The organism is Croceibacterium atlanticum, from assembly GCF_001008165.2.
GTDB classification, from domain to species: Bacteria; Pseudomonadota; Alphaproteobacteria; order Sphingomonadales; family Sphingomonadaceae; genus Croceibacterium_C; species Croceibacterium_C atlanticum.
In genome coordinates this window covers 2,948,931-2,971,914 of sequence record NZ_CP011452.2, presented here as the reverse complement: position 1 = coordinate 2,971,914, position 22,984 = coordinate 2,948,931, and the positions used below count along the sequence as shown (strand labels likewise).

Sequence of the window (22,984 nt, the reverse complement as noted above, 5' to 3'; positions counted from 1 at the left end):
CAAGCATGGATGCCCGGCGGAACGCCATTGCGGCCATTCAGAAACTGAGCACGACGATGATCCTGTCGGAATAATTCCCCACCGGGGGCGGCCGGACCAGATCGACACGGCCATAGACAGGGACGGACTGGACCGCACCATTGCCGGAACCGACGATCGCTTCATCAACGCCAATCGGCATCGATCGCGCTGCATCGCGATAGAGGCGATAGGGAACATAATTGCCTTCCCCGCTCTGCATACGCCGTTCCCCGCCGACGGCATGCATACCCGCGCCGAAACCCAGCGACCAGCGAACGCCGCCGGGGCACGAAACCTGCACCGCTCCGGCCGCGTCCGCACGGGTCCAAAGACCGGCGGGTGTGCCGAAATCGACTGCCTCGGTGGTGCCCAGCGAACAGGCTTCTGTTACGGAAGCGGTCACGAACAGCGTGAAATCCAGCCCATTCAGATCGGACTGCACCGGCTGGCAACCCTGCCCGGTGGGCGACAGGAAACCGAGCACCACGTTGAAGAAAAACGCCTGGTAATTGCCCACGGTCGAGAGCTGGCCGGATGCTATCCTGCCGTAGAAGGGAAGGCTGCCAGTGGCCGTGCCTCCGGCGGCCACGGTCACCGCCCGGTTGATCGGATTGGCAGAAGTCCAGGGAACTGTCGCAGCGGAATCGGAATAGATGTTGAAGTTCTGCCGGTTGTTGCCGCTGATCATCACCGGTTGCTGGATGGTTCCAGGAAAGCTTGGCGTACCCGGGGCCGTGCAGATCGTGAAGCTTCGCGGGCGCGGATCGTAATTGCGGCAGGTATAGCGGACTTCGCCGCTCCCGACCATGGAAGTGCCGAAAGCGAGAGTGACCGGATGGCTGGCGAGCGAGCACACCACATTCGCCGCCGCCCGCTCCGGCCACAGCAGGAAGAGCGCGCCAAGCAGCAGCGCCAATATTGCAGCGCGGAACCGGGTTAGCGGCATGTGAGGGGTCCGATCGTTACCTGGCGCCCCGGAACAGGTGCGAAATCGAATTCGACGCTGCAATCAGGGGCCCCGCCGCGCTGCACGACAAGGCGATTACGGGCAGCAAGCCCGGTCACATAGGTGCGCCCGTCATAGCCGATCACGGCTTCTTCGGTTCCGCCCTCGAGCGTGGCGAGCGAACCGAGCGGAAGCGGTTGACCGTCAGCATCAACGAGCACCAGAACCGCTGCGGCCTCGGGAGCTACGCCGAAATCTATGATCGCCCCCGCCCGATCATCGGGAATTACCTCGACTTCGGTCCGCTGCGCCCTGACATCCACGGGGAGATTGGTCGGGTCGATTGCCACACGGTTCACCGCAAGCGAGCGCAGATCCGGCACAAGCGCGCGGCCATTGCGGTCCGTATGTGTCATCTCGCGCGTATTGACCTTCACCGGCGTATTGGCACCTGCGCCCTTCACCACCGCGAAACTGCTGCCGATGCGCGGGGCGAAATACAGCCCGCCCATCGCGACCACCGCACCTTCGACGGATGCATGTCCGGTGACGCGATCGCCGGACTGTTCGATACCCGCCCCCAATATCGTGTGATGCGCATTGTAAGTCATGTTGGCCGCGCGAATACCGGGTCGGTCGCCCGAAAGCTGCTGATTGTTCACGACGCTCCAGCCCACGCTGCCATGCCCCTCGTTCCTCGCATGGGTGACACGCGTCGACACCATGGCGTGATCGCGACGATGCGAGAAATTGCTGCTGCCCCAGCCATGCTTGCCCAAGGTGATGCTGATCCCGGCGATCACGCCATAATCCTTGCGGCTGCCGAAATCCCGGTAGCTGTTCGCCCAGGCCGCGACGCGCCGACCGAGGGGGCGGCTCAGCGCCATATTGACCATGCGGATCTTCTGTTCGGGGAGCTGGGCATTGGTGAAGCCCAGATTGACCCCGGTCCGGGCAAGGGTGAAGCTGGCGGCCACCCGCTGGGTGCGCCGTGAAAACGCGATCTGGACAGGTTCGTCAATCGGCCCCACCACCGGACCCGAGGGAAGATCCAGGACCGGCGGCCTCGCCGCCTTCCGGATAGAGGTGACAGTCACGATATTCTGAAAATCGGTGTCTGCACGATTCACAGAAGCATAGAGATCGACCCCGCCCAGCGTAACGTGACCGTCCACCTGGTAGCGCACACCGAAATCCCCTTCAAAATGGCTGCCGGCCAGCGCCACGGAGAGGGAACCGATACTGCCCAGCCGTGCCGTGCCTCCCACGGTTCCGCTGCTCAGGCCCGGCATGCTTTCGGCGTAGGCGCGCAGGGTGAACCCGTCCGTCACGCCATATCGGATCATTCCCGATCCGGTGATCTTGCCGTAATAATCGAAGGAATCCACACCATAGTTCACACGCGGAAAGCCGATCTCCATCGAGAAATCCAGCATCCCCCTGGGCAGCACCCCCTCCACGAAGAAGAGCGGCTTGCTGATCTCGGTTTCTCGCCCGGTCGCATCGGTCAGGACCATTCTGGCAGTCGCCCCGCCGCCGATATTGGGCAAGGACCGGAACTGGAATGGTCCGCGGCCGACTTCACCAGTGAAGTATCGCAGGCCGTTGATATACAAGTCCAGGGTCGATGGCACGGCCGCCGATCCGGAAAGGACCGGCAATACATTCGTCACCAGATCGCTGCGGCGGCCAAAATCGCGGCGCAGCTGGATTCCGGCGAAGCGGTATGCATTGCCAAGCGTGCCGGGATCCGCGATCGAATCCCCGATCGTCAGAACGGCGGTGCGACGCACATCGACATAGCGCCAGCGTGTATCCAGCCGCACATGCGATAAATTCTTGCGCGCGCGCCCATTCACCCAGGTGGCATAGCCGTTTGTCTCACCAACGCCGTGCCAGGTCAGCAGACGCAGATTATATTGCCCGACAGCGCTCAACCCATGCTGCCCGATATCGGTATAGAGGCCGTAATTGAGGACCGCCCCGAGATTCCGGACAAGCTTGTCAGGATCGATCGGGGCGGGTCTGGATGCAGAATCCAGCACGACCGGCACCAGCGCATCATCGCTCGCATCGATCTCGACCATCTGGCGGGCCTCGACATAGCGGTAGCGGATGCCGGGAAGGTCATCGAGGCGCACGATTTCAGCTTCCGGCGGCAGGCCGCGCACGTCGAATCCCAGCAGGCCGAGCCTTCTGGTGCTGGTCGCCAGCGTGCTATCGGGAAGCAGGACGAACTGCCAGAGCAGCGGAGAGCGTACTCCGTTCAGCCTTACGTCAAGGATGAGCTGAACCTGTTCCGCCACTGCGACATCCTGTGCCCCGGCGGGCGGAGCCGGTGCCGCCAGACACGCCGCTGTCGCGGCAAGCAGGCAGAGGCGGCCATGCACCGTCATAATGACTGACGATCAATGCCGCCCTGCCTTGGCCGCCGCCAGCTGCCTCGTGATCGCCCGAAGCGGTCCGGGCAAGCTACAAGGACTCTAGCGGTTCGCAATCTTGAGAGGTTTGCGGACTTCAACCTTGCCAACTTCCGTCACGAGTGTCGCCTCGGTACCGGCCGGCGGAAGCTCGGCACCGGCCGGCGACACCCAGCGGCGCGTGGAACCGGGGAGGACATAGCCCATCAGTCCCTTGCCGATGGTGACATCGCCCAGACTCATCCCCACGACCCGTGCATGTCGGGTGCCGCGATTGGATGCTTCGACGACGAGGGTTCCGTCAGAACGATAGGCCGTCCATTCGAGATTCGACTCCGCGGCGGGATCCCCGAAGAATACGGGCATGTCGTAACGCAGGCGGACATCCACTGCCGCATTGTCGTCCGTCGTATCGGCGGTGATGGGAATCTCGTCGATCCACAGCCGGTAACTCCGTTCGCCCCCTTCCACTGCGCCGGCGGTGCGCGCCACGCGAATAGTGTAGGTCGAATTGCCCGGAATCGTGGCTGCCGGAGGGCTGACAACCACTTCATCGGTTGGGCGGATCGAGTCCGAACCATCCGCAGACTGGGTCCATTCGAAAATCCGCAATTGAAGCGAAACCGGCGAAGTTCCGGTATTTTGCAGTGATACCGACGTTGCCTGCGACGGGTGCAGCACTTCGACCGTGACCGGCTGCACGCGGAGCGATGTCTGCGCCGAGGCGGCACTGCTGGCCGCGAACATGGCACATGCGGCAAGAAGCGAACGAATATACATGCGAGCCTCCATCAGAACGTGACCGTAACGGTCACAACGTCGCGGTATGAACCCGGCGTCGGCGCGGGGCTGATCGCAGGAACCCTTCCGTAGATCGGGATGCTCTGAAACGCGCCGTTGCCCGTGTCGCTGACCTGGGTGAGGACCACGCTGCGCGCTGCATCGGAATAAAGCTGATACGGGACCTCGGCGCTGCCCGTCGGCCCGGCCATGGCCCGGGCGCTGACATCGGTGGCGTTCTCGCCAGGGCCGAAATCGACCGTATATGCAACGCCGGGATTGCAGCGCACCTCGATGCCGCCGGAACCCCCGACGCCGATTTCCCCATCAACACTGGATGTCAGAAGCTATGTCTCGCCGAAGTCCAGCGTAGCCTCACCGGTTCCGCCCGAGGCGGAGCCATTGACTTCGCACGCTTCGGTAACGCGAAGCAGAACTTCCAGGCTGCCGGTGGCGGTGCCTTGCACCTGTGCCTGCGCCGCCCCGACGGGAACGACGGCAAGAAGAGCAGAAAGAGCGGAAAATAATGAAAATTTGCGCGTCATGAAGCCTCTCCCTCTCCATCCTGTTCGGACTGGAGCCCCGGTAAACCGGAGGTGTGATCATCGCGGCATTCGAGCCACGGGACACAGGGAGTGCGCCAGACTGCCAGTTAGCAAGTTGTTAACATTCACCGCAGGTTACCCTGCGATCATGGCCAAACAGGCGCCTCGCCATAATCGCGACCGACACCGGGAATGATGCCTGGCAGCCGCGTCTGGATAGAGTGCGCCTCCGCCCCGCCAGGCGTGAAGCCCTGCCCTGCAAATGGGAAGGATTTCACGCTTGCAAGCGGGCGGTCTACTTGACCAGTTCGACCTGTTCGAAGTCCAGTTCGACCGGGGTCGCGCGGCCAAAGATGGAAACGCTGACCTTGACCTTGGACTTGTCGAAATCCAGCTCTTCCACCACGCCGTTGAAGCTGGCGAAGGGGCCTTCCAGCACCTTGACCTGATCGCCGATCTCGTAATCGACGGAAACCTGCTTCTTCGGGGCAGCCTTCGCTTCTTCCACTCCGCCGAAATAACGGGCAGCTTCCTTTTCGGAAATCGGCTGAGGCTTGTTGCCCGAACCGAGAAAGCCCGTAACCTTCGGAGTGTTCTTGACGAGGTGATAGACGTCGTCCGTCAGGTTGAGCTTGGCCAGGACATAGCCCGGCATGAACTTGCGTTCGACCTGAACCTTCTTGCCGCGCTTGACCTCGGTAATGGTCTCGGTCGGCACTTCGACCTCTTCAACGCCTTCGGACAGGCCGAGCCGTTCAGCCTCGGCGATGATCGAATCGCGGACCTTGTTCTCGAAGCCGGAATAGGCGTGGATGATGTACCAGCGAGCCATGTATCTCTTTCCGTGTATTTCCGAGTGCCGCGCGTCAGACCAGCGACAGCAGCCACTGCACGATAAAGCTGAACAATGTGTCGATGCCGAGGAAAAAGACCGACAGGATCACCATCATGATCGCCACGAAGATCGCGGTGCGAACCGTTTCCTCACGGCTCGGCCACACGACCTTGGATGCTTCGCTGCGAACCTGGCGGATGAATTCACCGGGGCTGACCTTGGCCATTTCGTCACCGACCTTGCACTTGCAATTGACGTTTCCTTTTCCGCCATAGGATCATCGCCGCCCCGGTCGAGACCGGGAGGGGCTTCAATGCTCCGATGTCGGAAGACGCCAGCGATTTAGCGATTGCTCCGTCAGATAGCAAGTAGAGTGCACAGAAGTTGCGGAATCCATCAAGGATTGCCGATTTTGGGGGCTGGTTTCGTTGCAGGCTTGTGACTAGTTTTGGGTTTACAAACGGGTGCAAAATCAAGGGGGCCTTCGGGTGGCGGCAGAACAACAATCGGCAACATTGATCGATCATGTGACGAATGTCTCGGATTTCATCTGGGTGGGAACCTGGGGAGGCCAGGAGGTTCTGCCCTTCCCCCCCATGACCATCATCCTGCTGGGCATCGGCCTGTGGATCATGGTCGGCCTGCGATTCTATCCGATCGTGAAGCTGGGCAGCGCCTTCGCCGGGCTGTTCAAGGGGCGCAAGGGTGCGGGCGCCGGCGAGATCTCGCCCTTCGCCGCGCTTTCCACCGCGCTTTCGGGCCAGGTGGGCACGGGCAATCTTGCCGGTGTGGCCACCGCCATCGCGCTGGGCGGGCCGGGCGCGATCTTCTGGATGTGGGTCACCGCCCTGTTCGGCATGGCTCTCGCCTTTGCCGAAGGCTCGCTCGCCATCCGCTACCGCGAACGCACGAGTGACGGCGTCTATCGCGGCGGCCCGATGAGCTACATCATGCTGGGGCTGGGGCCGAAATGGACCTGGCTTGCCATCGTGTTCTGCATCGGCACGCTGTTCTCCGCCCTCGTCACCGGCAATTCGATCCAGGCCAACGAGGTCGCCAGCGGGCTGACCGAACTGTTCGGCTGGGAACGCTGGCTGGGCGGGCTGATCGTGGCGCTGGCGGTGTTCGTCGTCATTATCGGCGGGATCAAGTCGATCGGCAGCGTGGCGGAAAAGGTCGTGCCCTTCATGGCCGCGCTCTACATCGCGATGGCCTTCATCGCGGTGGTCATCAACTTCGCCGACCTGCCCGAAACCTTCGGCCGCATCTTCGGCGGCGCCTTCAGCTTCCAGAGCGCAAGCGGCGGATTCGCGGGCGCGGCGATCATCATCGCGCTGCGCGCAGGCGTGGCGCGTGGCCTGTTCTCCAACGAGAGCGGCCAGGGTTCGACCCCGATCGCACATGCCGTGGCACAGACCGACGATCCGGAACAGCAGGGCCGCATGGCCATGCTCGGCACCTTCATCGACACACTCGTGATCTGCACGATGACCGCGCTGGTCATCTTGACCGTGGAAGGCAATTTCACGCACACGCTGGCCGATGGTTCGGTGGAACAGGTGCGCCATGTCTGGCAGTCGGACCTCGGCACCACACAATTGTCGGGCTTCGTGACCACTTCGGGCGCCTTTGCGGCGGCTTTCCCCTTCGCGCTGGCGGGCATCCCCATCGGCACGCTGATCGCCAGCGTCGCGCTGATCCTGTTCGTCTTCACGACCATGCTGACATGGTCCTATTACGGCGAACGCGCGATCACCTTCATCTATGACCGCGTGCCCGGCTCCACCCGCCGGGGCGAAAAGATGCTGCACTTCGGCTGGCGCGTGCTGTGGTGTGTTGCCATCTTCTTCGGCGCGATGCAGCCGTCCGAACTGGTGTGGCGCCTGGGCGATATCTCCAACGCCTCGATGGCGCTGCCCAACCTTCTGGCGCTGCTGCTGCTGTCGGGCGTGGTGTTCAAGCTGGCCCGTGGGGAGCGCAAGGCCGGGCCTGACCACCACCGCGAAACCCCGGAAGAGCCGGAAGAATACTGACCAGCGCCCCCGGGGCGTTCATCGCTGCAAATATCGAGGAACCGGGTTTCAGGGGCGCGCAAAAAGGCGCGCCAGGAAACCCGGTTCTTCCATTGGCCGGATGGGGCCATGCGTCATCAGACGCAGGCTGGCATCGCGATGCGGGCGCGGCATGGTCCAGCTGTCAGGACGGCTGCTGCGAAAGCTGAAGCTCGACATCGTCACTCCTCCTTTCGAAATAACAGTTCATCGCTGACAATGAACGGCTGGCCGCAATGGTTCCCGGCCGCAAGCCGTTTTGCCATGCGAAAAATCGCCTGGAGGGATCAAATTCGGGAAAGCCCGCCGGAGTTCCCGCAGGCCGGATTATTCTGGAAGGAAAGCTTTTCCGCGCCTTCCGGCCGCATCATCGTCAGATTGCGGCGGGAAGGAAATGGCAGGAGTGGCAGGATTCGAACCCGCGGCCCTCGGTTTTGGAGACCGATGCTCTACCAACTGAGCTACACTCCTGCAGGCGGAAAGCGCCTCTATACGCCGCAGCCGCGCTTGGCAAGCGACGAGCGGCAAAGCTTCTGCTAGCTTTGCACAATGCACGCCCCGGCGCAGAGAATCATACCGTCCGAATTGCTGCTTACCGCCTATCGCAGCGGAATTTTTCCCATGTCCGACAGCAGGGAGGACGAGGAACTCTACTGGGTCGAACCGCGCGAGAGGGCGATTCTCCCGCTGGATGGTTTCCGCTGTTCGCGGTCGCTGGCCAAGCTGATCCGGCAGGAACGGTTCCAGGTCACTTGCGACAAGGCCTTCGGCGCGGTGATCGATGCCTGCGCCGCGCCCCGGCCCGGCCATCCCGAAACCTGGATCAGCCATGTGATCTCTGCCAGCTACCGCGCCCTGCACGACAATGGCCACGCCCATTCGATCGAATGCTGGCAGGACGGCGAGCTGGTTGGCGGCCTCTATGGCGTTTCTTTCGAACGGGTCTTCTGCGGTGAAAGCATGTTCAGCCGTCGGCCCAATGCCTCGAAGGTCGCGCTGGCCTGGCTGGTCGTGCTGATGCGCCGTGCCGGATTCCGCATCCTGGACTGCCAGTTCATGACCGAACATCTCGCCTCTCTGGGCGCGGTGGATATCAGCCGTGAACGATATCTGGAAATGCTGACCCGGGCGATCAGCGCCGACAGCCGGTTGACCCTGCCCCAGGCCTATTCCGAATTGCTGGAAGAGGCAGCGCCCGCTTCCTCCTCACCCGGGAAGCTCATCGCGCAATCCTTGACCCAGACATCGTAAACCGGGTGTTCCACCACATTGAGGCTGGGGGAGTTCTTGAACAGCCAGCCAGAAAAGATCCGGCGCCATACCGCGTCCGAATCGGCATCGGGCCGGTCCTGCACCAGAACCTGCACGAAGGCGCCGGTTTCAGGCGGATCCTCCCAGGGAAGCGTCCGCTCGCAGGCTGACAAGCGAATGATCACATTGCCCACGCGGCGCGATTCGCCGGGCTTCAGTTCGACATCCTGCGTCAGATTGTTGCGTTTGTTGAGCAGGCCGAGAGTGGCCACACGCTCTTCCATCGGCGTGCCGATGCCGCTGTCATAGGAGGTGGCAGGGCCATCCTGTGCGGCCAGCTCTTCCGGAATCTCGGTACTATCCGGCTCCGGCTCTGGCGCACCTCTTTCGCAGCCGCCCAGCAGAACCAGCGCCGCCCCGGCCGCAAGCCAGGCGCGTCCGGCCCGAGCACGTCCGGCCCACGCGCGTCTGGCAGGGCGAATCACCCCTCCGGCGTCCAGGATTCGTAATCGCCCGTGGCGCGGGCGCGCTTGCCCCCACGCTCCAGCGCGCCGGCCGGGCGATAGGCGCCGGGCGTACCCGTGGCATTGGGGGAGTAATCCACTTCCCAGATCCGCGGCGGCGACAGATGGCTTTCAGGCAGTTCATCATAGGAATGATGCAGCCAGCCATGCCATTCGGCAGGCACGCGGCTGGCATCGTTGGCGCCATCATAGATGACCCAGCGCTGATCGAGGCCAGTCGCCGTCTTCCGCTTGGTGGAGCGGTAATATTTGTTGCCCTGGGCGTCCGTGCCCACATGTTCGCCATTCATGGAGCTGAACAGCGAGGTGCCGACGGTCGCACCGTCCCACCAGGTGAAGATCTTCGAGAGGATTCCCATGAGCAGCGCGTTAGCCGGAAGTGGCGATCCGGTGCAAGCTTCTGTGCGCCCTCACCACTTCACTTCGTCGCCGGGCACAATGCCCAGTTCCGCCGCGCGCCCGCCGATCAGTTCCAGCACGGCGGAAGCAGGCGCATCGGACAGGAGCTGCTTCTCCGAAAAGGGTTCGGCATTGGCGATGATGTTGATCACCTTTCCGTCCGGCCCGACGAAGATCAGGTCCAGCGGAAGCGGGGTGTTCTTCATCCAGAAGCTGAGAATGCGCGGCTGGGCATAGGGAAACAGCATCCCTTCATCGGGGCCCATTTCCTCGCGATACATAAGGCCTTGCGCCTGGGCTTGTGCCGAACGGGCCATTTCGACCCGGAATTCATGCGTCTTGCCGCCGGATGTCACGGTGAGCGGGACGACTTCCAGCCCGGACACGGGATGGGTGGCGATTTCAGCCACCGGCGCCGGCGAATTCTCCGCCGCCTGCGGCGAACAGGCCGGCAGGATCAGCGCCATGGGAAGCAGCGCGGCAACAAATGGCATTCGCATGGAATCAGGCCTCATATTCGTCTTCATCCGCTTCGGCGGCCCATTCCTCCGCCACCTCCGCGCTGCGCGCATCAATTATTTGCAGCGCATTGTCGAGCCTGTGCCCCGCCCGCATCATCGCCGCAATCTGCTTTTCACGGCGGGCGGGATCGATCGCCCCGCCGGCGCGGCCAAAGGGTCCGAAGCCGCGCTTGCGCGCCATGGCCAGCGCGGCATGGCGTTCCTGCGCTTCGTCCGGGCGCATGTCCTCGCGGATGGATTCGCCCACTCCCGCCTCGCCCAGCGCCTGGTTGACCCGGCGCGGGCCGTAGCCCCGACGCAGCAGGCTGCCGCTTTTGGCGCGGGCGAAAGCCTCGTCATCAACATAGCCGAGTTCGGCATAGCGGCTGACCATGGCGGGCAGGTCGGGTTCATTTTCCCCATCCCATCCGCGTTCACGCAATTTACGATACAGGTAGCGTTCAAGTTTCGACGTGGTAGTGGCGAAACGCGCCATATAGGCGAGCGCCAGCTCCTGCAGGCGGGCCTCGTCGAGCGGTTTGGGCTTTGCCCGGCGCCGCTTACATGGTTGTTCATCGCCTCCCATTGGCCATAATCGTGCCACAGTCGTTGACAAATGGGAAAGATTATCGCGGGGTCGGTATGATTATCGACGCCGCCATTTAGTTTGGGGGAGCGCCTTTAAAGCGCGAAATTGATGGGTTGCCAACAGAATATATGACCGACCTGATTCCCACGCCGAATGATTGCCCTCTGCCGCGCCGCCGCGCCGATTTCGCTACGTTCAACGAAGCGATCCATTACGCGGCCGAAAGCCAGAAGGGCATGAATTTCCACGACATGCGCGGCACGCTGACGCGCGTATATCCCTATAGCGAGATGCGTGACGACGCCGTGCAGATGGCCCGCCGCCTGATCGCATCCGGTGTCGCCAAGGGCGACCGGGTGGCGCTGATCGCCGAAACGGGGCCCGATTTCGCGGCGCTGTTCTGCGGCACGGTGTTCGCCGGCGCGTGGCCGGTGCCATTGCCTTTGCCGACGACCTTTGGCGGCAAGGAAAACTATATCGAGCAATTGGCCGTGCAATTGCAGAGCTGCGATCCGAAGATCCTGCTCTATCCGGCGGAGATTTCCGAAATGGCCGGCGCCGCGGCGCAGCGCCAGGGCTGCGAAGCGGCCGATTGGGAAAGTTTTGCCGGGCGCGAGGCGCCCGAGATGGAGCTGCCCGAGGCCGAGCCTGACGATATCTGCTATCTGCAATATTCCAGCGGATCCACGCGTTTCCCGACCGGGGTGGCCGTGACTCACCGCGCCCTGCTGCACAATCTCTATGGTCACGCGACGTCGATGAATATCGGCATGAATGACCGCGTGGCGAGCTGGCTGCCCTGGTATCACGATATGGGGCTGGTCGGCTGCTTCCTGTCCCTGATCGCCAATCAGGTGTCGGTCGATTATTTGCGCACCGAACATTTCGCGCGCCGTCCGCTGGCCTGGCTGGACCTGATCAGCCGCAACAAGGGGACGACGCTCTCCTATTCACCCACCTTCGGCTATGACATCTGCGCGCGGCGCATTTCCAGCCAGTCCAATGTCGCCGAACGGTTCGACCTGTCCCGCTGGCGGCTGGCCGGCAATGGCGCGGACATGATCCGGCCCGACGTGATGCAGAATTTCGTCAATGCCTTTGCCCCGGCAGGCTTCCAGGCAAATGCCTTCACCCCCAGCTATGGCCTGGCCGAAGCGACGCTGGCCGTCACCGTGATGCCGCCGGGCGAAGGAATCCGGGTGGAACTGGTGGAGGAAGAGCGCCTTTCCGGTTCGCGCCGCGACCTGTCGCGCCCGGCCCGCTATCGCGCGATCGTCAATTGCGGGAAGCCGCTGCCCGATATGGATGTCGAAATCCGCGGCGAAAACGGCAAGACGCGCAAGGACCACCAGATCGGCAAGGTCTGGTGCCGTGGCCCCAGCGTCATGCATTCCTATTTCCGCAATCCCGAAGCGACGCAGGAATGCCTGGTCGATGGCTGGCTGGATACGGGCGACATGGGCTATATGGCCGATGGCTATCTGTTCATCGTCGGCCGCGCGAAGGACATGATCATCATCAACGGCAAGAACCACTGGCCGCAAGATATCGAATGGGCGGTGGAACAATTGCCGGGCTTCAACCATGGCGACATCGCCGCCTTCTCGGTCGAGATGGAAAATGGCGAGGAAGCGCCGGCCGTGCTGGTCCATTGCCGCGTGTCCGACCCGGATGAACGCGTGAAGCTGCGCGACACGATCCGTGACAAGGTGCGTTCCATCACCGGCATGCACTGCGTTGTCGAACTGGTCCCGCCGCGCAGCCTGCCGCGCACCAGTTCCGGCAAGCTCAGCCGCGCCAAGGCGAAGAAGCTGTATCTTTCGGGTGAGATCGAACCGCTGAAGCTGGCGGCCTGAGTCCGGCAGAAACAAGCCAGATCGCAAATGCCATGTGCCGCCGGTGCCTTCGGGCCCCGGCGCGCTTGCGCGCGCACGCCATCCGTTGTCGCCTCACCCGGAAAAGCGCGCTACCATGCCGCAGGGCGAGGCACCGCTATGCTTGAAATACGTGTCTTGCAGACCTAATACAGTGGGATAGTTCCGGAAGGGGTCATTAGCAGACATGGCGACAAGCACCGAAACCGCGACCAAGGCCGATCTTGAGCTGACACCGCCCGAACCGGTCCCCACGGTAACGGCCGAAAAGGCCGCCGGGCTTGTTCCGGTGAGTGAGGAAAAGAAATCCCGGCTGGATGCGAAGGTGGAAGACTTCGTGGCCGAACTGGTTGCGCTGGACGCCAATTCACCCGATTTCGGCAAGAAGGTGGACCAGATCACCAATATGGGCCGCAAGGAGATCCAGCAGGCGGCCGGCATGTCCAACCGCTTCCTCGATCGGCCAGTCCGCGCGATGGACAAGGATGAAGGCGTTGGCGCCAATCTGGCCGAACTGCGCCGGGTGGTGGAAGATCTCGATCCCGGCAAGCGCGGCAAGCTGACCGGCACGCGCAAGATCCTGGGCATCATCCCCTTCGGCAACAGGCTGACCGAATATTTCCGCAGCTATCAAAGCGCGCAGACCCACATCCAGTCGATCCTGTCCAACCTTGCCAATGGCAAGGACGAATTGCTGATGGACAATGCCGCGATCGATGTCGAACGGCAGAAATTGTGGGAATCCATGGGCAATCTGGAACAGATGATCCATATTTCCAAATCGCTGGACGCAAGGCTGGAAGACAAGGCGGCGGAACTGGATGCCACTGATCCGGCCAAGGCCAAGGCGGTGCGCGAAACGGCGCTGTTCTATGTCCGCCAGCGCACGCAGGATCTGCTGACCCAGATGGCAGTCAGCGTGCAGGGCTATCTGGCGCTGGACCTGGTCAAGAAGAACAATGTCGAACTGGTGAAGGGCGTGGACCGCGCCAGCACCACAACGGTGGGCGCCTTGCGCACCGCCGTGACCGTGGCCGAGGCGATGACCAATCAGCGGCTGGTATTGCAGCAGATCACCGCCCTGAACGACACCACTGCCGGCATCATCGATTCCACCAGCACCATGCTGGCCGACCAGACCGGCAAGATTCACGAACAGGCTGCGTCCAGCACCATCCCGCTGGAAACGCTGCAGCGCGCCTTCCAGAACATCTATGACACGATGGACAATATCGATACGTTCAAGCTGAAGGCGCTGGATTCCATGAAGCAGACGGTCGACACGCTTTCGGTCGAAGTGGAAAAGTCCAAGGGCTATATCGCGCGAGCCGAAGGTCAGGCGCAGGCCCAGGCCAATATCGCCGCGAATGAACCCTCGCTGCTGAGTCTCGACAGCTGATGGCGGCAGACCTCACCAATCAGAGCGACCGCCTGCTGTCCGAAGGGCGGGCACTGGTGCGCGATAACCAGTCGGGCGGGCGGCACCGCAACAGCGCATCGATTGGCAAGGGTTCCGCCCGGATCCGTCGCAGCAATCTGATGAAGCGGGCGAAGTTCATTGCCGCGGCGCTGTTCGCGATTGTCGTGGCGGCCGGCGCGGCGGGCATCGTGCTGGACGGGATCGGCTTCACCGGGGTGATGATCACATTCCTGGCCATTATGGCCGCGATCTTCATCTTTTCCAGATTCCCGAAGGTGAAGACGCCCAAGCGCGAAGACCTGGCCCGCACGCAGGATGCGAAGCAGCTCGTCGCGCGCACCGAATTATGGCTTGAACATCAGCGCCCCGCCCTCCCCCCGCCAGCCGTCAACCTGGTTGACAAGATCGGCGTCCAGCTGGACGAACTCGGCCTGCAACTGGAAGGTATCGACCGCGAACATCCAGCCGCCGTGGAAACGCGCAAGCTGGTGGGCGAATATCTGCCGCAGACGGTGGACACCTATCGCAAGATCCCGCGCAACCTGCGGGAGGAGAAAGGCGCCGGCGGATCGCCGGACGAACAATTCGTGGAAAGCCTGGGCAAGATCAGCGGCGAAATCGACCGTGTGACGCGGCAGCTCGCCAGCGGGGCGATCGATGATCTGGCCGTGCGCACACGCTATCTTGAATATAAATATGGCGAGGCGATGCAGCCCGCAGAAAAGGACGATTGATGGAAGTCGCCATTCCACATGCGCTGGAACGGGCCGAAGTCCGCCGACGCCTGAAAGCGAACAGCCACGAAATCGCCGATCACATTCCCGGCGGCATGGCCACTGTGGCGACTGACTGGCCGAGCGAAGACCGCATGGCGATGACCATCAGCGCCATCGGGCAGAGCATTATTGGCCATATCGACGTGGAGGAAAGCCGCGTGGTGGTGGTGTTCGATCTGCCGCCGGCGCTGGGTTTCCTCCAGCCTATAATCGAAAGTGCGGTGCGCCAGCAGGGCGACAAGCTGATAGAACCGCCCAGAGCGGGCTGAAAAGGCAAAGCTCCACCAAACTAGAGCTTGCGTTCAAGCTCCAGATAAGTCTCGGGAATCTGTAGCGCCTCGGTCGCCTGTCTGGTTTCGCGGATGAACAGGACCAGCGCGATCATCAACAGGCCGATAGCAATTGTGAAGGCGCCCGCCACGACCAGTTGCAGATCAAGATCGGCCAGTTCTTCCACGAACAGCAGGGCAACGACGATGCCCACCGTCAGGCCGCTGGCAACCAGCAGCAAGATTGCCTGGCTGATGATGCGGATGCGCCTTGCGACCATGCGCATTTCCCGCACCACCGCATCATGTTCAACGCCCGATGTTTCCGCATGGAGTTGTTGCAGCACGCGTGACCGGTCCACCACACGGCCCAGCCGGGTGGACAATATGTTCATGATATTGCCGATGGCCACCAGCATGAAGACCGGGGCCAGGGCCAGCTGAATTGTCTGCGCGATCATGAACGCATTCCCCTGTGAAAGGCGGGCTGTGTTTCAGGCATTTCCGGGAACCGGACCCATTGCCAACCATTACTGCAACTTATCTATTGATGATTGCAACTATCAAGCGGTCCGTGGCGACAATGCCCCTTCCCGCTGGATACGCGACGGGGGACTCCGGCAATTGGACGACATTCGGGCGGAGCGAAATCTGCGCGCTTCTCTGAAGCGGGCATGCGCCGAAGAACATGACCGGCTGGACCGCATGGTTTCCCGCCTCGATCTGTGCAGCACAACACATTACCGGCAGTTCCTGACCATGCAGCTATCGGCACGGGCGCCGATTGAACGCTGGGCCTTGCGCCATTGCCCGGACACCACTCGCCCCCCGCCCATGGTTCCCTTGCTGCTGGAAGACCTGGCAGAACTGGGGGAACCGTTTTCAGTCCCCCGGCGCAATTTCCACATGCCGGATGGCGCAGATCCGCTGGGCATGGCCTGGGCACTGGCCGGATCGCAGATGGGCAATCGCGCAATCCTCACCCGCATGCGCAAGGCCGGCGCATCCACCGCAGCCACCCGTTTCCTGTCCGATGATGCGATGACCGGGTTCTGGAACAGGCTGCGCCCCACGATCGAACAGGCAGCCGATCCCGCGCAGGTAAATGCCGCGAGCATGGCAGCGCGGGCTGTCTTTGCCTGTTTCGCCGAAGCGGCACAGGCCGAACAGGATCGCCTCGCGGCATGAAAAAAACTCAGGACGAAACCGTCACTCTGACCAATTGCGACCGCGAACCGATCCATCAACTTGGGAAGATCCAGGATTTCGGGGCCCTGCTTGCGCTGGACGAAAACTGGCTGGTGCAACACTGCTCTGCCAATGCCGGCGAATTGCTCCAGCTGGAACAAGCCCCGCAACCCGGAACGCCGCTGGCCCGGATATTCACCGACAAGGCGATTGCCCTGTTGCAGTCACGGCTGGAAAACCACCTGGAAGACGCGGAAGTGCAACGCATGTTCGGGGTCGATCTGCTGGGCGCAGACCAGCATTTCGACCTTGCCATGCATCGCAGCGGCCCGCTGACCATTATCGAGGTGGAACCGACCGACGCGGACAGCCTGCAACAACATACCAGCGCGATACGCCCGATCATGGACCGGCTGAAAAAGGCCAGGGGCATAGAGGAATTGTGCAGGCAGGCCGCGCAGGAGATGAAGGCGTTGCTCGGCTTCGACCGGGTGATGGTCTATCGCTTTCACGCGGATGAAAGCGGCGAAGTCGTGGCCGAAGAGCGTGAACCGCATCTCGAGAGATTCCTCAATCTGCGCTATCCCAAGACGGATATTCCGCAGCAGGCGCGGCGGCTTTATGTCCGCAACCTGTTCCGGATCATCAGCGATGTGAACGGACGGCAAATCCCGATCGAACCGCCGACCCGCAAGGGTGGTGAGCCGATTGACCTGTCGCTCAGCACGCTACGCGCTGTTTCGCCGATCCATATCGAATATCTGCAAAATATGGGCGTGCGCGCCTCGCTGTCGATCTCCGTGGTGATCGACGGCAAATTGTGGGGCCTGTTCGCCTGCCATCATTATTCGCCGCGCGTGCTGCCCTATTCCCTGCGCACCGTGGCGGAATTGTTCGCCCAGCTTTTCGCCCTGCAACTGGAACTGGAACAGGCCAATGCCGGCCGCCACCTGCGCGAACGCGGGCGCGAATTGCATGACCGGCTGATGAGCCGCATGGCGGGCGGAATCTCGCTGGTCGAAAATCTCGCCACGATAGACGGCATCATGCGCGAAGTTATCAGCCATGATGGATCGAGCGTGATCATCGATGGCGAATATGAGACGCGCGGCGAGGCCCCGAACGAGGCGGAATTCCGGGCATTGCTGCCGCAACTCAATGAAATGTCCACCGGGCAGATCATCTGTTCGGACACGATTGCCGATCTCCTGCCCAAGGCCGCCGCCTTTGCCGATTGCGCCGCGGGGGCTCTGATCGTGCCCGTATCGCGCAGACCGCGCGATTACGTGATCCTGTGGCGGCGCGAATTGCCGCAAGTCGTAACCTGGGGCGGCAATCCGGAAAAACCCGTCGAATATGGCCCCAACGGGTCGCGCCTGACACCGCGCAAGAGCTTTGAGGCGTGGCAGGAATCCGTCCGCGGCCGCAGCGCGCCCTGGACGCCGGAAGAACTGGCCATTGCCGAAAATCTGCGGGTCACATTACTGGAAGTGATCCTGCGCATAACCGACGATGCCATCCGCGAAAGGTCGCGGGCGCAGCAACAGCAGGACCTGCTGATCGCGGAACTGAATCACCGCGTGCGGAACATACTGACGCTGATCCGCAGCCTCGTCAGCCAGTCCCGCCCGGAAGCAAGCGATATCGAAGGCTTTGCCGAACTGGTCAGCGGCCGGATCCGCGCCTTGGCCATGGCCCATGACAATATCACCCGCGAACAATGGGCGCCCGCATCACTGCACAGCCTGATCGAAGCAGAGGCGGAAGCCTATCTGAGCGGCAAGACAGACCGCGTGATCGTGAAGGGCGCGGACGTGCTCGTGACGCCTGAAGCCTATACGGTTCTGGCCCTGGTGCTGCACGAGATGATGACCAATTCGGTCAAATATGGCTGCCTGTGCGATCGCAGCGGAAGGCTGGAAATCGAAGCCAAGGTCGATGACAGCGGCGAACTCGTAATTTCCTGGCGAGAACGCGGCGGGCCGCCCGTCAAGGCGCCGACCAGGCAGGGATTCGGCAGCACCATAATCACCAGGTCTATCCCATTCGAACTGCATGGCGAGGCGGATATCCGGTACAAGCTGAAGGGCGTGGAAGCCGATTTCATCATCCCCGGTCGCTTTGTCCGGGACGTGCCCGAGGCGCGGGGCAAGGACCCCGCCGAAATATTTGCGGAACGCAAGCTGGGGAGCGCGAACCATGCCGCGAAGGGCGCGCGCGATAATGTCCTGCTGGTGGAAGACAGCATCATCATCGCCCTGGACGCGGAGGATATTCTGAAGGGGCTGGGCGTCAGGAAAGTGACGGTCGCCAGCTCTGTCGAACAGGCCATGGCCGCAATCGACAAGGATCCGCCGGACCTGGCCTTGCTGGACTTCAATCTGGGCGAGGAATCGAGCGAGCCTGTGGCCGAACGACTGGCGAAGGCCGGCATCCCGTTCTGGTTCGTTACCGGCTATGGCGATGCAGTGGAAATCCTGTCGGATTCCAAGGCGAATGGCGTGATGATGAAACCCTATACGTCCGAAGATCTGAAGAGCCTGCTGGAGAAGGCGGAAGCCGAATCCGGGGGCTGAACGTGCCCCCTGCCAGGTTCCTACTGGTTGCTGGCTCCGCTCAGCTTGCCGACCTTCTGGGCCCCCTCCATCGTCGTCACCAGAACCTCATTACCGTCCACTACCACGGCGATATTTTCCAGGCCGATGATGGAAATGCGCGGCCCGTCAGTTTCCGCGAGCACATTGCGGCAATCGACGATTTCCACGGGTCCGCGTGTCCGGTTGCCGCCTTCATCGCCTTCGCGCGCATCGCGCAAGGCCTGCCAGTTGCCGATATCGGACCACCCCATTGATACCGGCACGACAGCCGCGCGATCGGTATTTTCCATCACGGCATAGTCGATGGATTCCCCCTTGATACGGGCGAATGCCTCGGCATCAGGGTGGAACTGGGCGCCTTCTTCATGCCCTCCGGCCACGGCCTCGGACACGGCAGAGGCGATATCGGGACGATATTTTTCCAGTTCCTGCATCAGGAAGCCGGCACGGAAGAGAAAGATTCCGCCATTCCAGCTGTAATTGCCGTTGGCCAGGAATTGTTCGGCGGTGGCCTGGTCAGGCTTTTCCACGAAACTTTCGATACGGAAACCCGCCCCCACTGGCTCGCCGCGAAGGATATAGCCAAAACCTGTTTCCGGTGAAGTTGCGGTGATGCCGAAGGAAACCAGCCAGTCCTCGCTCGCCAGTTCGGCGGCGGAACGGATCGCCGCCAGGAAAGCATCCTTCTTTCCGATATAGTGATCGCTGGGGCAGACCAGCATAAGCGCATCTTCCGGCAGCCGCGCCGCGGCCAGCGCAATGGCCGCCGCCGTATTGCGCGCATCCGGTTCGACAATCACCTGCGTGCCCGCGACGGCAGCGGATTGTTCCTCCACATATGACAAATGCATCGCTCCGGTCACGATGATGGGCGGCGCGAACAGATCACGGTCCGAACAGCGATCCAGCGTGGCTTCGAACAGGGTCTTCTCGCCAATTAGTGGCAAAAATGGTTTGGGTGCAGTTTTTCGGCTGCGGGGCCAGAGCCTGGTCCCGGCCCCGCCGCACAACACAACCGGATGGATCGTTGTCATCGCCCGCCTTTTCTCCTGAAGTGCCGCGTTTTCTAACCGCCAAAACCTATCAAGTCATCAAAACCAGCGCTGCCGCCAGCCATAAGTGGACTCTACCGGATTGCCTTCTGCATCGCGGGCAGGGCGGAAACGGAAACGCTCCTCCGCCAGCTCGCAGGTGATGCGATCGGCTACGGGGTCGGGGCTCGGTTTGACGACACGGCAATCCCGCGCGCGCCCGTCCTTGCCGACCGTCATATAGACGATGACCTCATGCCCGCGCCTTTCGTCCCGTCCGCCTTCCGGGACGGGATAATCGCGTGCATCATTGATATCGCCGGCAATCTTCACCGGCTTCGTTACCGGCAGACCGCCCTGCCCGCTGCCTGCCCGGCCCGATCCCGTGCCCTCGCCCTCTCCTCCGGCGCCCGTTCCTGCACCTTCCGATCCTGCCCCTGCCAGATTGGCATTTCCGGTCGAGGAAGCACGCGGCGCCGAGCTGGGACGCGGAATAGGGGCTTCGGGGGCGACGACTTCCCGCGCAATCGCCTCCTGCGCCTGCTCCGCTGCGGCGCCCTGTTCGGGTTGCGGTTCGGGATCCGGGCTGGGCGTCACTTCCGGTTCCGGCGGCGGGCGGGTGCGCACGGTCACGCTGACGAATGAAGTCGCTTTCTCTATCGCGGTGGAGGTCAGGTCAGGCGCGAAGGCGCGCACCAGGCCGGCAAGAGCCACGAGGTGGAACAAAACAACCAGGGCCAGCGTGCCCCAGCGCGGCCGATGGAAGCGAGCCGTCTTTTCCCCTGTTTCCACCATGTCCGGCACCTTGCCCGCAATCGGTTCGCCAGGACAACGTTTGAGCGTCCGGCCGGTTCTCCAGCGAGGCGTGGCCCATGCGCGGCGAGACGAGGAACGGGCCTGCCATCCACCCGTTGGTTAGACATAAGTAATTAAATAGAAAGGAGTTTCTTCATGTTCGAGAAGCTACGCATCAAGGAACATATGGAAATTGCCGACGCCAGTGGGCAGCATGTCGGGACGGTCGACGATGTGGAAGATGAACGCATCAAGCTGACCCGCACGGACAGCAATGACCACATGCACCACTACCTCCCGCTCGAAGCGGTAGAGAAGATTGCCGATAACCGCATCTATCTGAAGCAAGGGACGCAGATCCCGGTCGGCGTGTGACCGCCGACGAATATCTCCGCCACATGGCAGGAGAATTGGGCCCTGGCCGCGCTAGCCCCCTCCGCGCGCCAGGGCCTTTTCATGGAAATCCGGCTGGTTGCCTCTGGCGCGCCAGGGTGGGCCCCGCCCCTCCCACCATCGCGGCAGGAGGCGCCGGACCCTCTGATCTCGTTCCTATTCACCTTCAGGATAGGAAATGCCCAACTGGTCCAGATAGCTGTCATATCTGGCCGGATCGTAATAATATTCTTCCATCTGCGGGCGCAATTCCCGCATGATCTCGGCATTCAGGTCGATCGCGGGCTGATCCTCCGCCGTGATCAGCGGATCGTAACTCTGTTCCGCGAACTGCACTTCCTGCTGGTACTTCTTCGCCTCCGCCAGAAGTTCCGGCGTGGTCAGCAGATCAAGTGTCGTCATCGCCACCGCCTTGGCACCCGCAACGGCGCCCTTGTGGGCAATGGGCGTGGCCATGGCCATCGCGGCCAGCACATTGTGAAAGATCACATTGGGTGCCTGGGAGGGATAGCCGATCGTGATGGTCGGCAGGGTCCACATAATGTCACCCACATCATCCGAAGGGCCGCCCATGGGCGGATTGCCACTCGGCACGCCGAGGGGGGCGACTTCCGTTGCCAGCGGCATCAATTCGCGATTATTCGCTTCCTGAAGGCGGCGCACGAAGGCCTGATCCTCGGCCGACCATTCCGGCATCCCAACGGCCTGGATGTTCTTATAGGCGGCTTCGGCGATCGGCTTGTTCGGCCATTGCGGCGCGGCATAGCCCAGCGTCCGGCGCGTCATGGTCGTGCCGGTCATTTCCGCTGCCGCCTCGGCAATCGTATTGCCGGTTTCAAACAATGTACGGATGCCGTCAAAAGACACGTCGCGGAAATAATACCAGACCGATGCTTCGCCCGGCACGATATTTGGCTGGCCGCCGCCATTGGTGATCACATAATGCGAACGCTGGGTCAGCGGCAGATGTTCGCGGCGGAAATTCCAGGCCACGTCCATAAGCTCCACGCCATCCAGCGCACTGCGCCCTGCCCATGGGGCACCGGCACCGTGCGAAGTCTTGCCCTGGAACGTATATTCGACGGAAACCATGCCGGTGCTCTGACTCTGGCCATAGGCAGTGCCGAATGCCGGGCTGACATGGGCGAAGATGCAGGCATCGAACCCGTCGAAAATGCCTTCCCGAACGTAATATGCCTTGGTCGCCAGCAATTCCTCGGCAATGCCCGGCCAGATCATCAACGTGCCGGTAATGCCTTCCGCTTCCATCACGTCCTTCACGGCCAGCGCCGCGGCAACCATGGCGGGAATGCCGGAATTATGGCCCTCTCCATGCCCGGGCGCGCCTTTTACCAGCGGCGTGATCTCTGCCACGCCGGGCTTCTGGCTCAGGCCGAGCAGACCGTCCACATCGCTGCCCAGCGCGATCTTCGGGCCTTCGCCATTGCTCCAGGTCGCCGTCCAGGCAGACGGAATGCCGGCCACGCCCTTTTCGATGGTGAAGCCGTTCTCTTCCAGAATGGCGGTGACATATTCCTGCGTCCTGAATTCCTGGAAACCGGGTTCCGCAAAGCTGAAGATGGAATCGACCATCTCCTGGACCAGCTTGGCGCGGGCATCGACCCCTGATGCGGCGGCCTCCTTATAGGCAGCAGGCGCTTCCGCCCGGGTCGGCGCAGCCCCCAGCATCGCAATCGCCGCTACAGCCGTGAGAGCCCCGTTTCCGAACTTGCGCATCTTTTGCCCCTTGGAAGGTGAGTGGAATCCAGCTGATATTCAG

General features: G+C 62.1%; 25 protein-coding genes and 1 tRNA gene. 9 read left to right on the top strand and 17 right to left on the bottom strand.

What is annotated here, in order from left to right:
• Window positions 1–37 precede the first annotated feature (37 nt).
• From WYH_RS14025 to secE, 7 genes are all read right to left on the bottom strand, one after another.
• Window positions 38–967 (bottom strand): Csu type fimbrial protein, encoded by a 930-nt coding sequence (locus WYH_RS14025; RefSeq protein WP_082348011.1) that lies wholly within the window; start codon window positions 965–967, stop codon window positions 38–40.
• On the bottom strand, window positions 958–3,363 hold the full coding sequence (locus WYH_RS14020) for a fimbria/pilus outer membrane usher protein (RefSeq protein ID WP_046904326.1): 2,406 nt from the start codon (window positions 3,361–3,363) through the stop codon (window positions 958–960). Before WYH_RS14020 ends, WYH_RS14025 begins: the two co-directional genes overlap by 10 nt.
• Window positions 3,364–3,450: 87 nt before the next feature.
• Complete coding sequence (locus WYH_RS14015) at window positions 3,451–4,167, bottom strand: fimbrial biogenesis chaperone (RefSeq protein ID WP_169780801.1); 717 nt, start codon at window positions 4,165–4,167, stop codon at window positions 3,451–3,453.
• An 11-nt stretch (window positions 4,168–4,178) separates the two neighbouring features.
• Window positions 4,179–4,487 carry a Csu type fimbrial protein gene (locus WYH_RS14010; protein ID WP_280513198.1) on the bottom strand — a complete coding sequence of 103 codons (309 nt, stop codon included), beginning with the start codon at window positions 4,485–4,487 and terminating at the stop codon, window positions 4,179–4,181.
• Window positions 4,488–4,514: 27 nt separating this feature from the next.
• Window positions 4,515–4,712 (bottom strand): hypothetical protein, encoded by a 198-nt coding sequence (locus WYH_RS14005; protein ID WP_053833596.1) that lies wholly within the window; start codon window positions 4,710–4,712, stop codon window positions 4,515–4,517.
• A 295-nt stretch (window positions 4,713–5,007) separates the two neighbouring features.
• On the bottom strand, window positions 5,008–5,544 hold the full coding sequence (gene nusG / locus WYH_RS14000) for a transcription termination/antitermination protein NusG (RefSeq protein ID WP_046904325.1): 537 nt from the start codon (window positions 5,542–5,544) through the stop codon (window positions 5,008–5,010).
• A gap of 34 nt (window positions 5,545–5,578) precedes the next feature.
• A complete protein-coding gene (secE, locus tag WYH_RS13995; RefSeq protein ID WP_046904324.1) occupies window positions 5,579–5,773 on the bottom strand; it encodes a preprotein translocase subunit SecE in 195 nt (64 codons plus the stop codon).
• Between the two features lie 262 nt (window positions 5,774–6,035).
• Between secE and WYH_RS13990 the strand changes: the two genes are divergently transcribed.
• The gene (locus tag WYH_RS13990; protein ID WP_046904323.1) at window positions 6,036–7,580 is read left to right on the top strand and encodes an alanine/glycine:cation symporter family protein; all 1,545 of its coding nucleotides are present in this window, start codon (window positions 6,036–6,038) and stop codon (window positions 7,578–7,580) included.
• Between the two features lie 48 nt (window positions 7,581–7,628).
• Here the strand turns inward: WYH_RS13990 and WYH_RS17020 are convergent, their stop codons facing one another.
• The gene (locus WYH_RS17020; protein ID WP_169780800.1) at window positions 7,629–7,778 is read right to left on the bottom strand and encodes a hypothetical protein; all 150 of its coding nucleotides are present in this window, start codon (window positions 7,776–7,778) and stop codon (window positions 7,629–7,631) included.
• A 215-nt stretch (window positions 7,779–7,993) separates the two neighbouring features.
• Window positions 7,994–8,069, bottom strand: a tRNA-Trp gene (locus WYH_RS13985).
• Between the two features lie 78 nt (window positions 8,070–8,147).
• On the opposite strand from WYH_RS13985, the gene aat reads away from it, so the two are divergent.
• Window positions 8,148–8,849 (top strand): leucyl/phenylalanyl-tRNA--protein transferase, encoded by a 702-nt coding sequence (aat, locus tag WYH_RS13980; RefSeq protein ID WP_046904322.1) that lies wholly within the window; start codon window positions 8,148–8,150, stop codon window positions 8,847–8,849.
• On the opposite strand, the gene WYH_RS13975 is transcribed toward aat, so the two are convergent.
• Genes WYH_RS13975 through WYH_RS13960 form a run of 4 tightly spaced genes read right to left on the bottom strand, consistent with a single transcriptional unit; the run spans window position 8,765 to window position 10,858 of the window.
• Window positions 8,765–9,334, bottom strand: a complete 570-nt coding sequence (locus tag WYH_RS13975; RefSeq protein WP_244877928.1) for a DUF2155 domain-containing protein — start codon at window positions 9,332–9,334, stop codon at window positions 8,765–8,767. The genes aat and WYH_RS13975 overlap by 85 nt on opposite strands.
• Window positions 9,331–9,732, bottom strand: coding sequence for an NADH:ubiquinone oxidoreductase subunit NDUFA12 (locus tag WYH_RS13970; RefSeq protein WP_046904321.1), 402 nt, complete (start codon window positions 9,730–9,732; stop codon window positions 9,331–9,333). Before WYH_RS13970 ends, WYH_RS13975 begins: the two co-directional genes overlap by 4 nt.
• Window positions 9,733–9,783: 51 nt before the next feature.
• Window positions 9,784–10,272, bottom strand: coding sequence for a DUF192 domain-containing protein (locus WYH_RS13965; RefSeq protein ID WP_046905204.1), 489 nt, complete (start codon window positions 10,270–10,272; stop codon window positions 9,784–9,786).
• 4 nt (window positions 10,273–10,276) lie between these two features.
• A complete protein-coding gene (locus WYH_RS13960) occupies window positions 10,277–10,858 on the bottom strand; it encodes a regulatory protein RecX (protein ID WP_046904320.1) in 582 nt (193 codons plus the stop codon).
• Between the two features lie 131 nt (window positions 10,859–10,989).
• Between WYH_RS13960 and WYH_RS13955 the strand changes: the two genes are divergently transcribed.
• The 4 genes from WYH_RS13955 to WYH_RS13940 all read left to right on the top strand — a co-directional run bounded on the left by WYH_RS13955 (window position 10,990) and on the right by WYH_RS13940 (window position 15,200).
• Window positions 10,990–12,717: a fatty acyl-AMP ligase gene (locus WYH_RS13955; protein WP_046904319.1), complete on the top strand. Its 1,728-nt coding sequence runs from the start codon at window positions 10,990–10,992 to the stop codon at window positions 12,715–12,717.
• A gap of 205 nt (window positions 12,718–12,922) precedes the next feature.
• Window positions 12,923–14,134 carry a toxic anion resistance protein gene (locus tag WYH_RS13950; RefSeq protein WP_046904318.1) on the top strand — a complete coding sequence of 404 codons (1,212 nt, stop codon included), beginning with the start codon at window positions 12,923–12,925 and terminating at the stop codon, window positions 14,132–14,134.
• Entirely contained in the window at window positions 14,134–14,889 is a 756-nt protein-coding gene (locus WYH_RS13945; RefSeq protein ID WP_046904317.1) for a hypothetical protein, read from the top strand. Before WYH_RS13950 ends, WYH_RS13945 begins: the two co-directional genes overlap by 1 nt.
• Window positions 14,889–15,200 carry a polyhydroxyalkanoic acid system family protein gene (locus tag WYH_RS13940; RefSeq protein WP_046904316.1) on the top strand — a complete coding sequence of 104 codons (312 nt, stop codon included), beginning with the start codon at window positions 14,889–14,891 and terminating at the stop codon, window positions 15,198–15,200. Before WYH_RS13945 ends, WYH_RS13940 begins: the two co-directional genes overlap by 1 nt.
• Window positions 15,201–15,220: 20 nt before the next feature.
• On the opposite strand, the gene WYH_RS13935 is transcribed toward WYH_RS13940, so the two are convergent.
• Window positions 15,221–15,661: a DUF2721 domain-containing protein gene (locus WYH_RS13935; RefSeq protein WP_046904315.1), complete on the bottom strand. Its 441-nt coding sequence runs from the start codon at window positions 15,659–15,661 to the stop codon at window positions 15,221–15,223.
• 163 nt (window positions 15,662–15,824) lie between these two features.
• Here WYH_RS13935 and WYH_RS13930 point away from each other — a divergent pair, with 163 nt between their 5' ends.
• On the top strand, window positions 15,825–16,388 hold the full coding sequence (locus WYH_RS13930) for a biliverdin-producing heme oxygenase (protein ID WP_156320151.1): 564 nt from the start codon (window positions 15,825–15,827) through the stop codon (window positions 16,386–16,388).
• Window positions 16,385–18,964 carry an HWE histidine kinase domain-containing protein gene (locus WYH_RS13925; RefSeq protein ID WP_046904313.1) on the top strand — a complete coding sequence of 860 codons (2,580 nt, stop codon included), beginning with the start codon at window positions 16,385–16,387 and terminating at the stop codon, window positions 18,962–18,964. The genes WYH_RS13930 and WYH_RS13925 overlap by 4 nt, the downstream gene beginning before the upstream one ends.
• Before the next feature lie 20 nt (window positions 18,965–18,984).
• Here WYH_RS13925 and WYH_RS13920 read toward each other — a convergent pair whose 3' ends face one another.
• Both WYH_RS13920 and WYH_RS13915 read right to left on the bottom strand, forming a co-directional pair.
• Window positions 18,985–20,019 (bottom strand): mannose-1-phosphate guanylyltransferase, encoded by a 1,035-nt coding sequence (locus WYH_RS13920; RefSeq protein ID WP_046904312.1) that lies wholly within the window; start codon window positions 20,017–20,019, stop codon window positions 18,985–18,987.
• 57 nt (window positions 20,020–20,076) lie between these two features.
• Entirely contained in the window at window positions 20,077–20,811 is a 735-nt protein-coding gene (locus tag WYH_RS13915; protein WP_046904311.1) for an energy transducer TonB, read from the bottom strand.
• Between the two features lie 156 nt (window positions 20,812–20,967).
• On the opposite strand from WYH_RS13915, the gene WYH_RS13910 reads away from it, so the two are divergent.
• Window positions 20,968–21,186, top strand: coding sequence for a DUF2171 domain-containing protein (locus WYH_RS13910; protein WP_046904310.1), 219 nt, complete (start codon window positions 20,968–20,970; stop codon window positions 21,184–21,186).
• A 174-nt stretch (window positions 21,187–21,360) separates the two neighbouring features.
• On the opposite strand, the gene WYH_RS13905 is transcribed toward WYH_RS13910, so the two are convergent.
• Window positions 21,361–22,941: a peptidase dimerization domain-containing protein gene (locus WYH_RS13905; RefSeq protein WP_046904309.1), complete on the bottom strand. Its 1,581-nt coding sequence runs from the start codon at window positions 22,939–22,941 to the stop codon at window positions 21,361–21,363.
• Window positions 22,942–22,984: the final 43 nt, after the last annotated feature.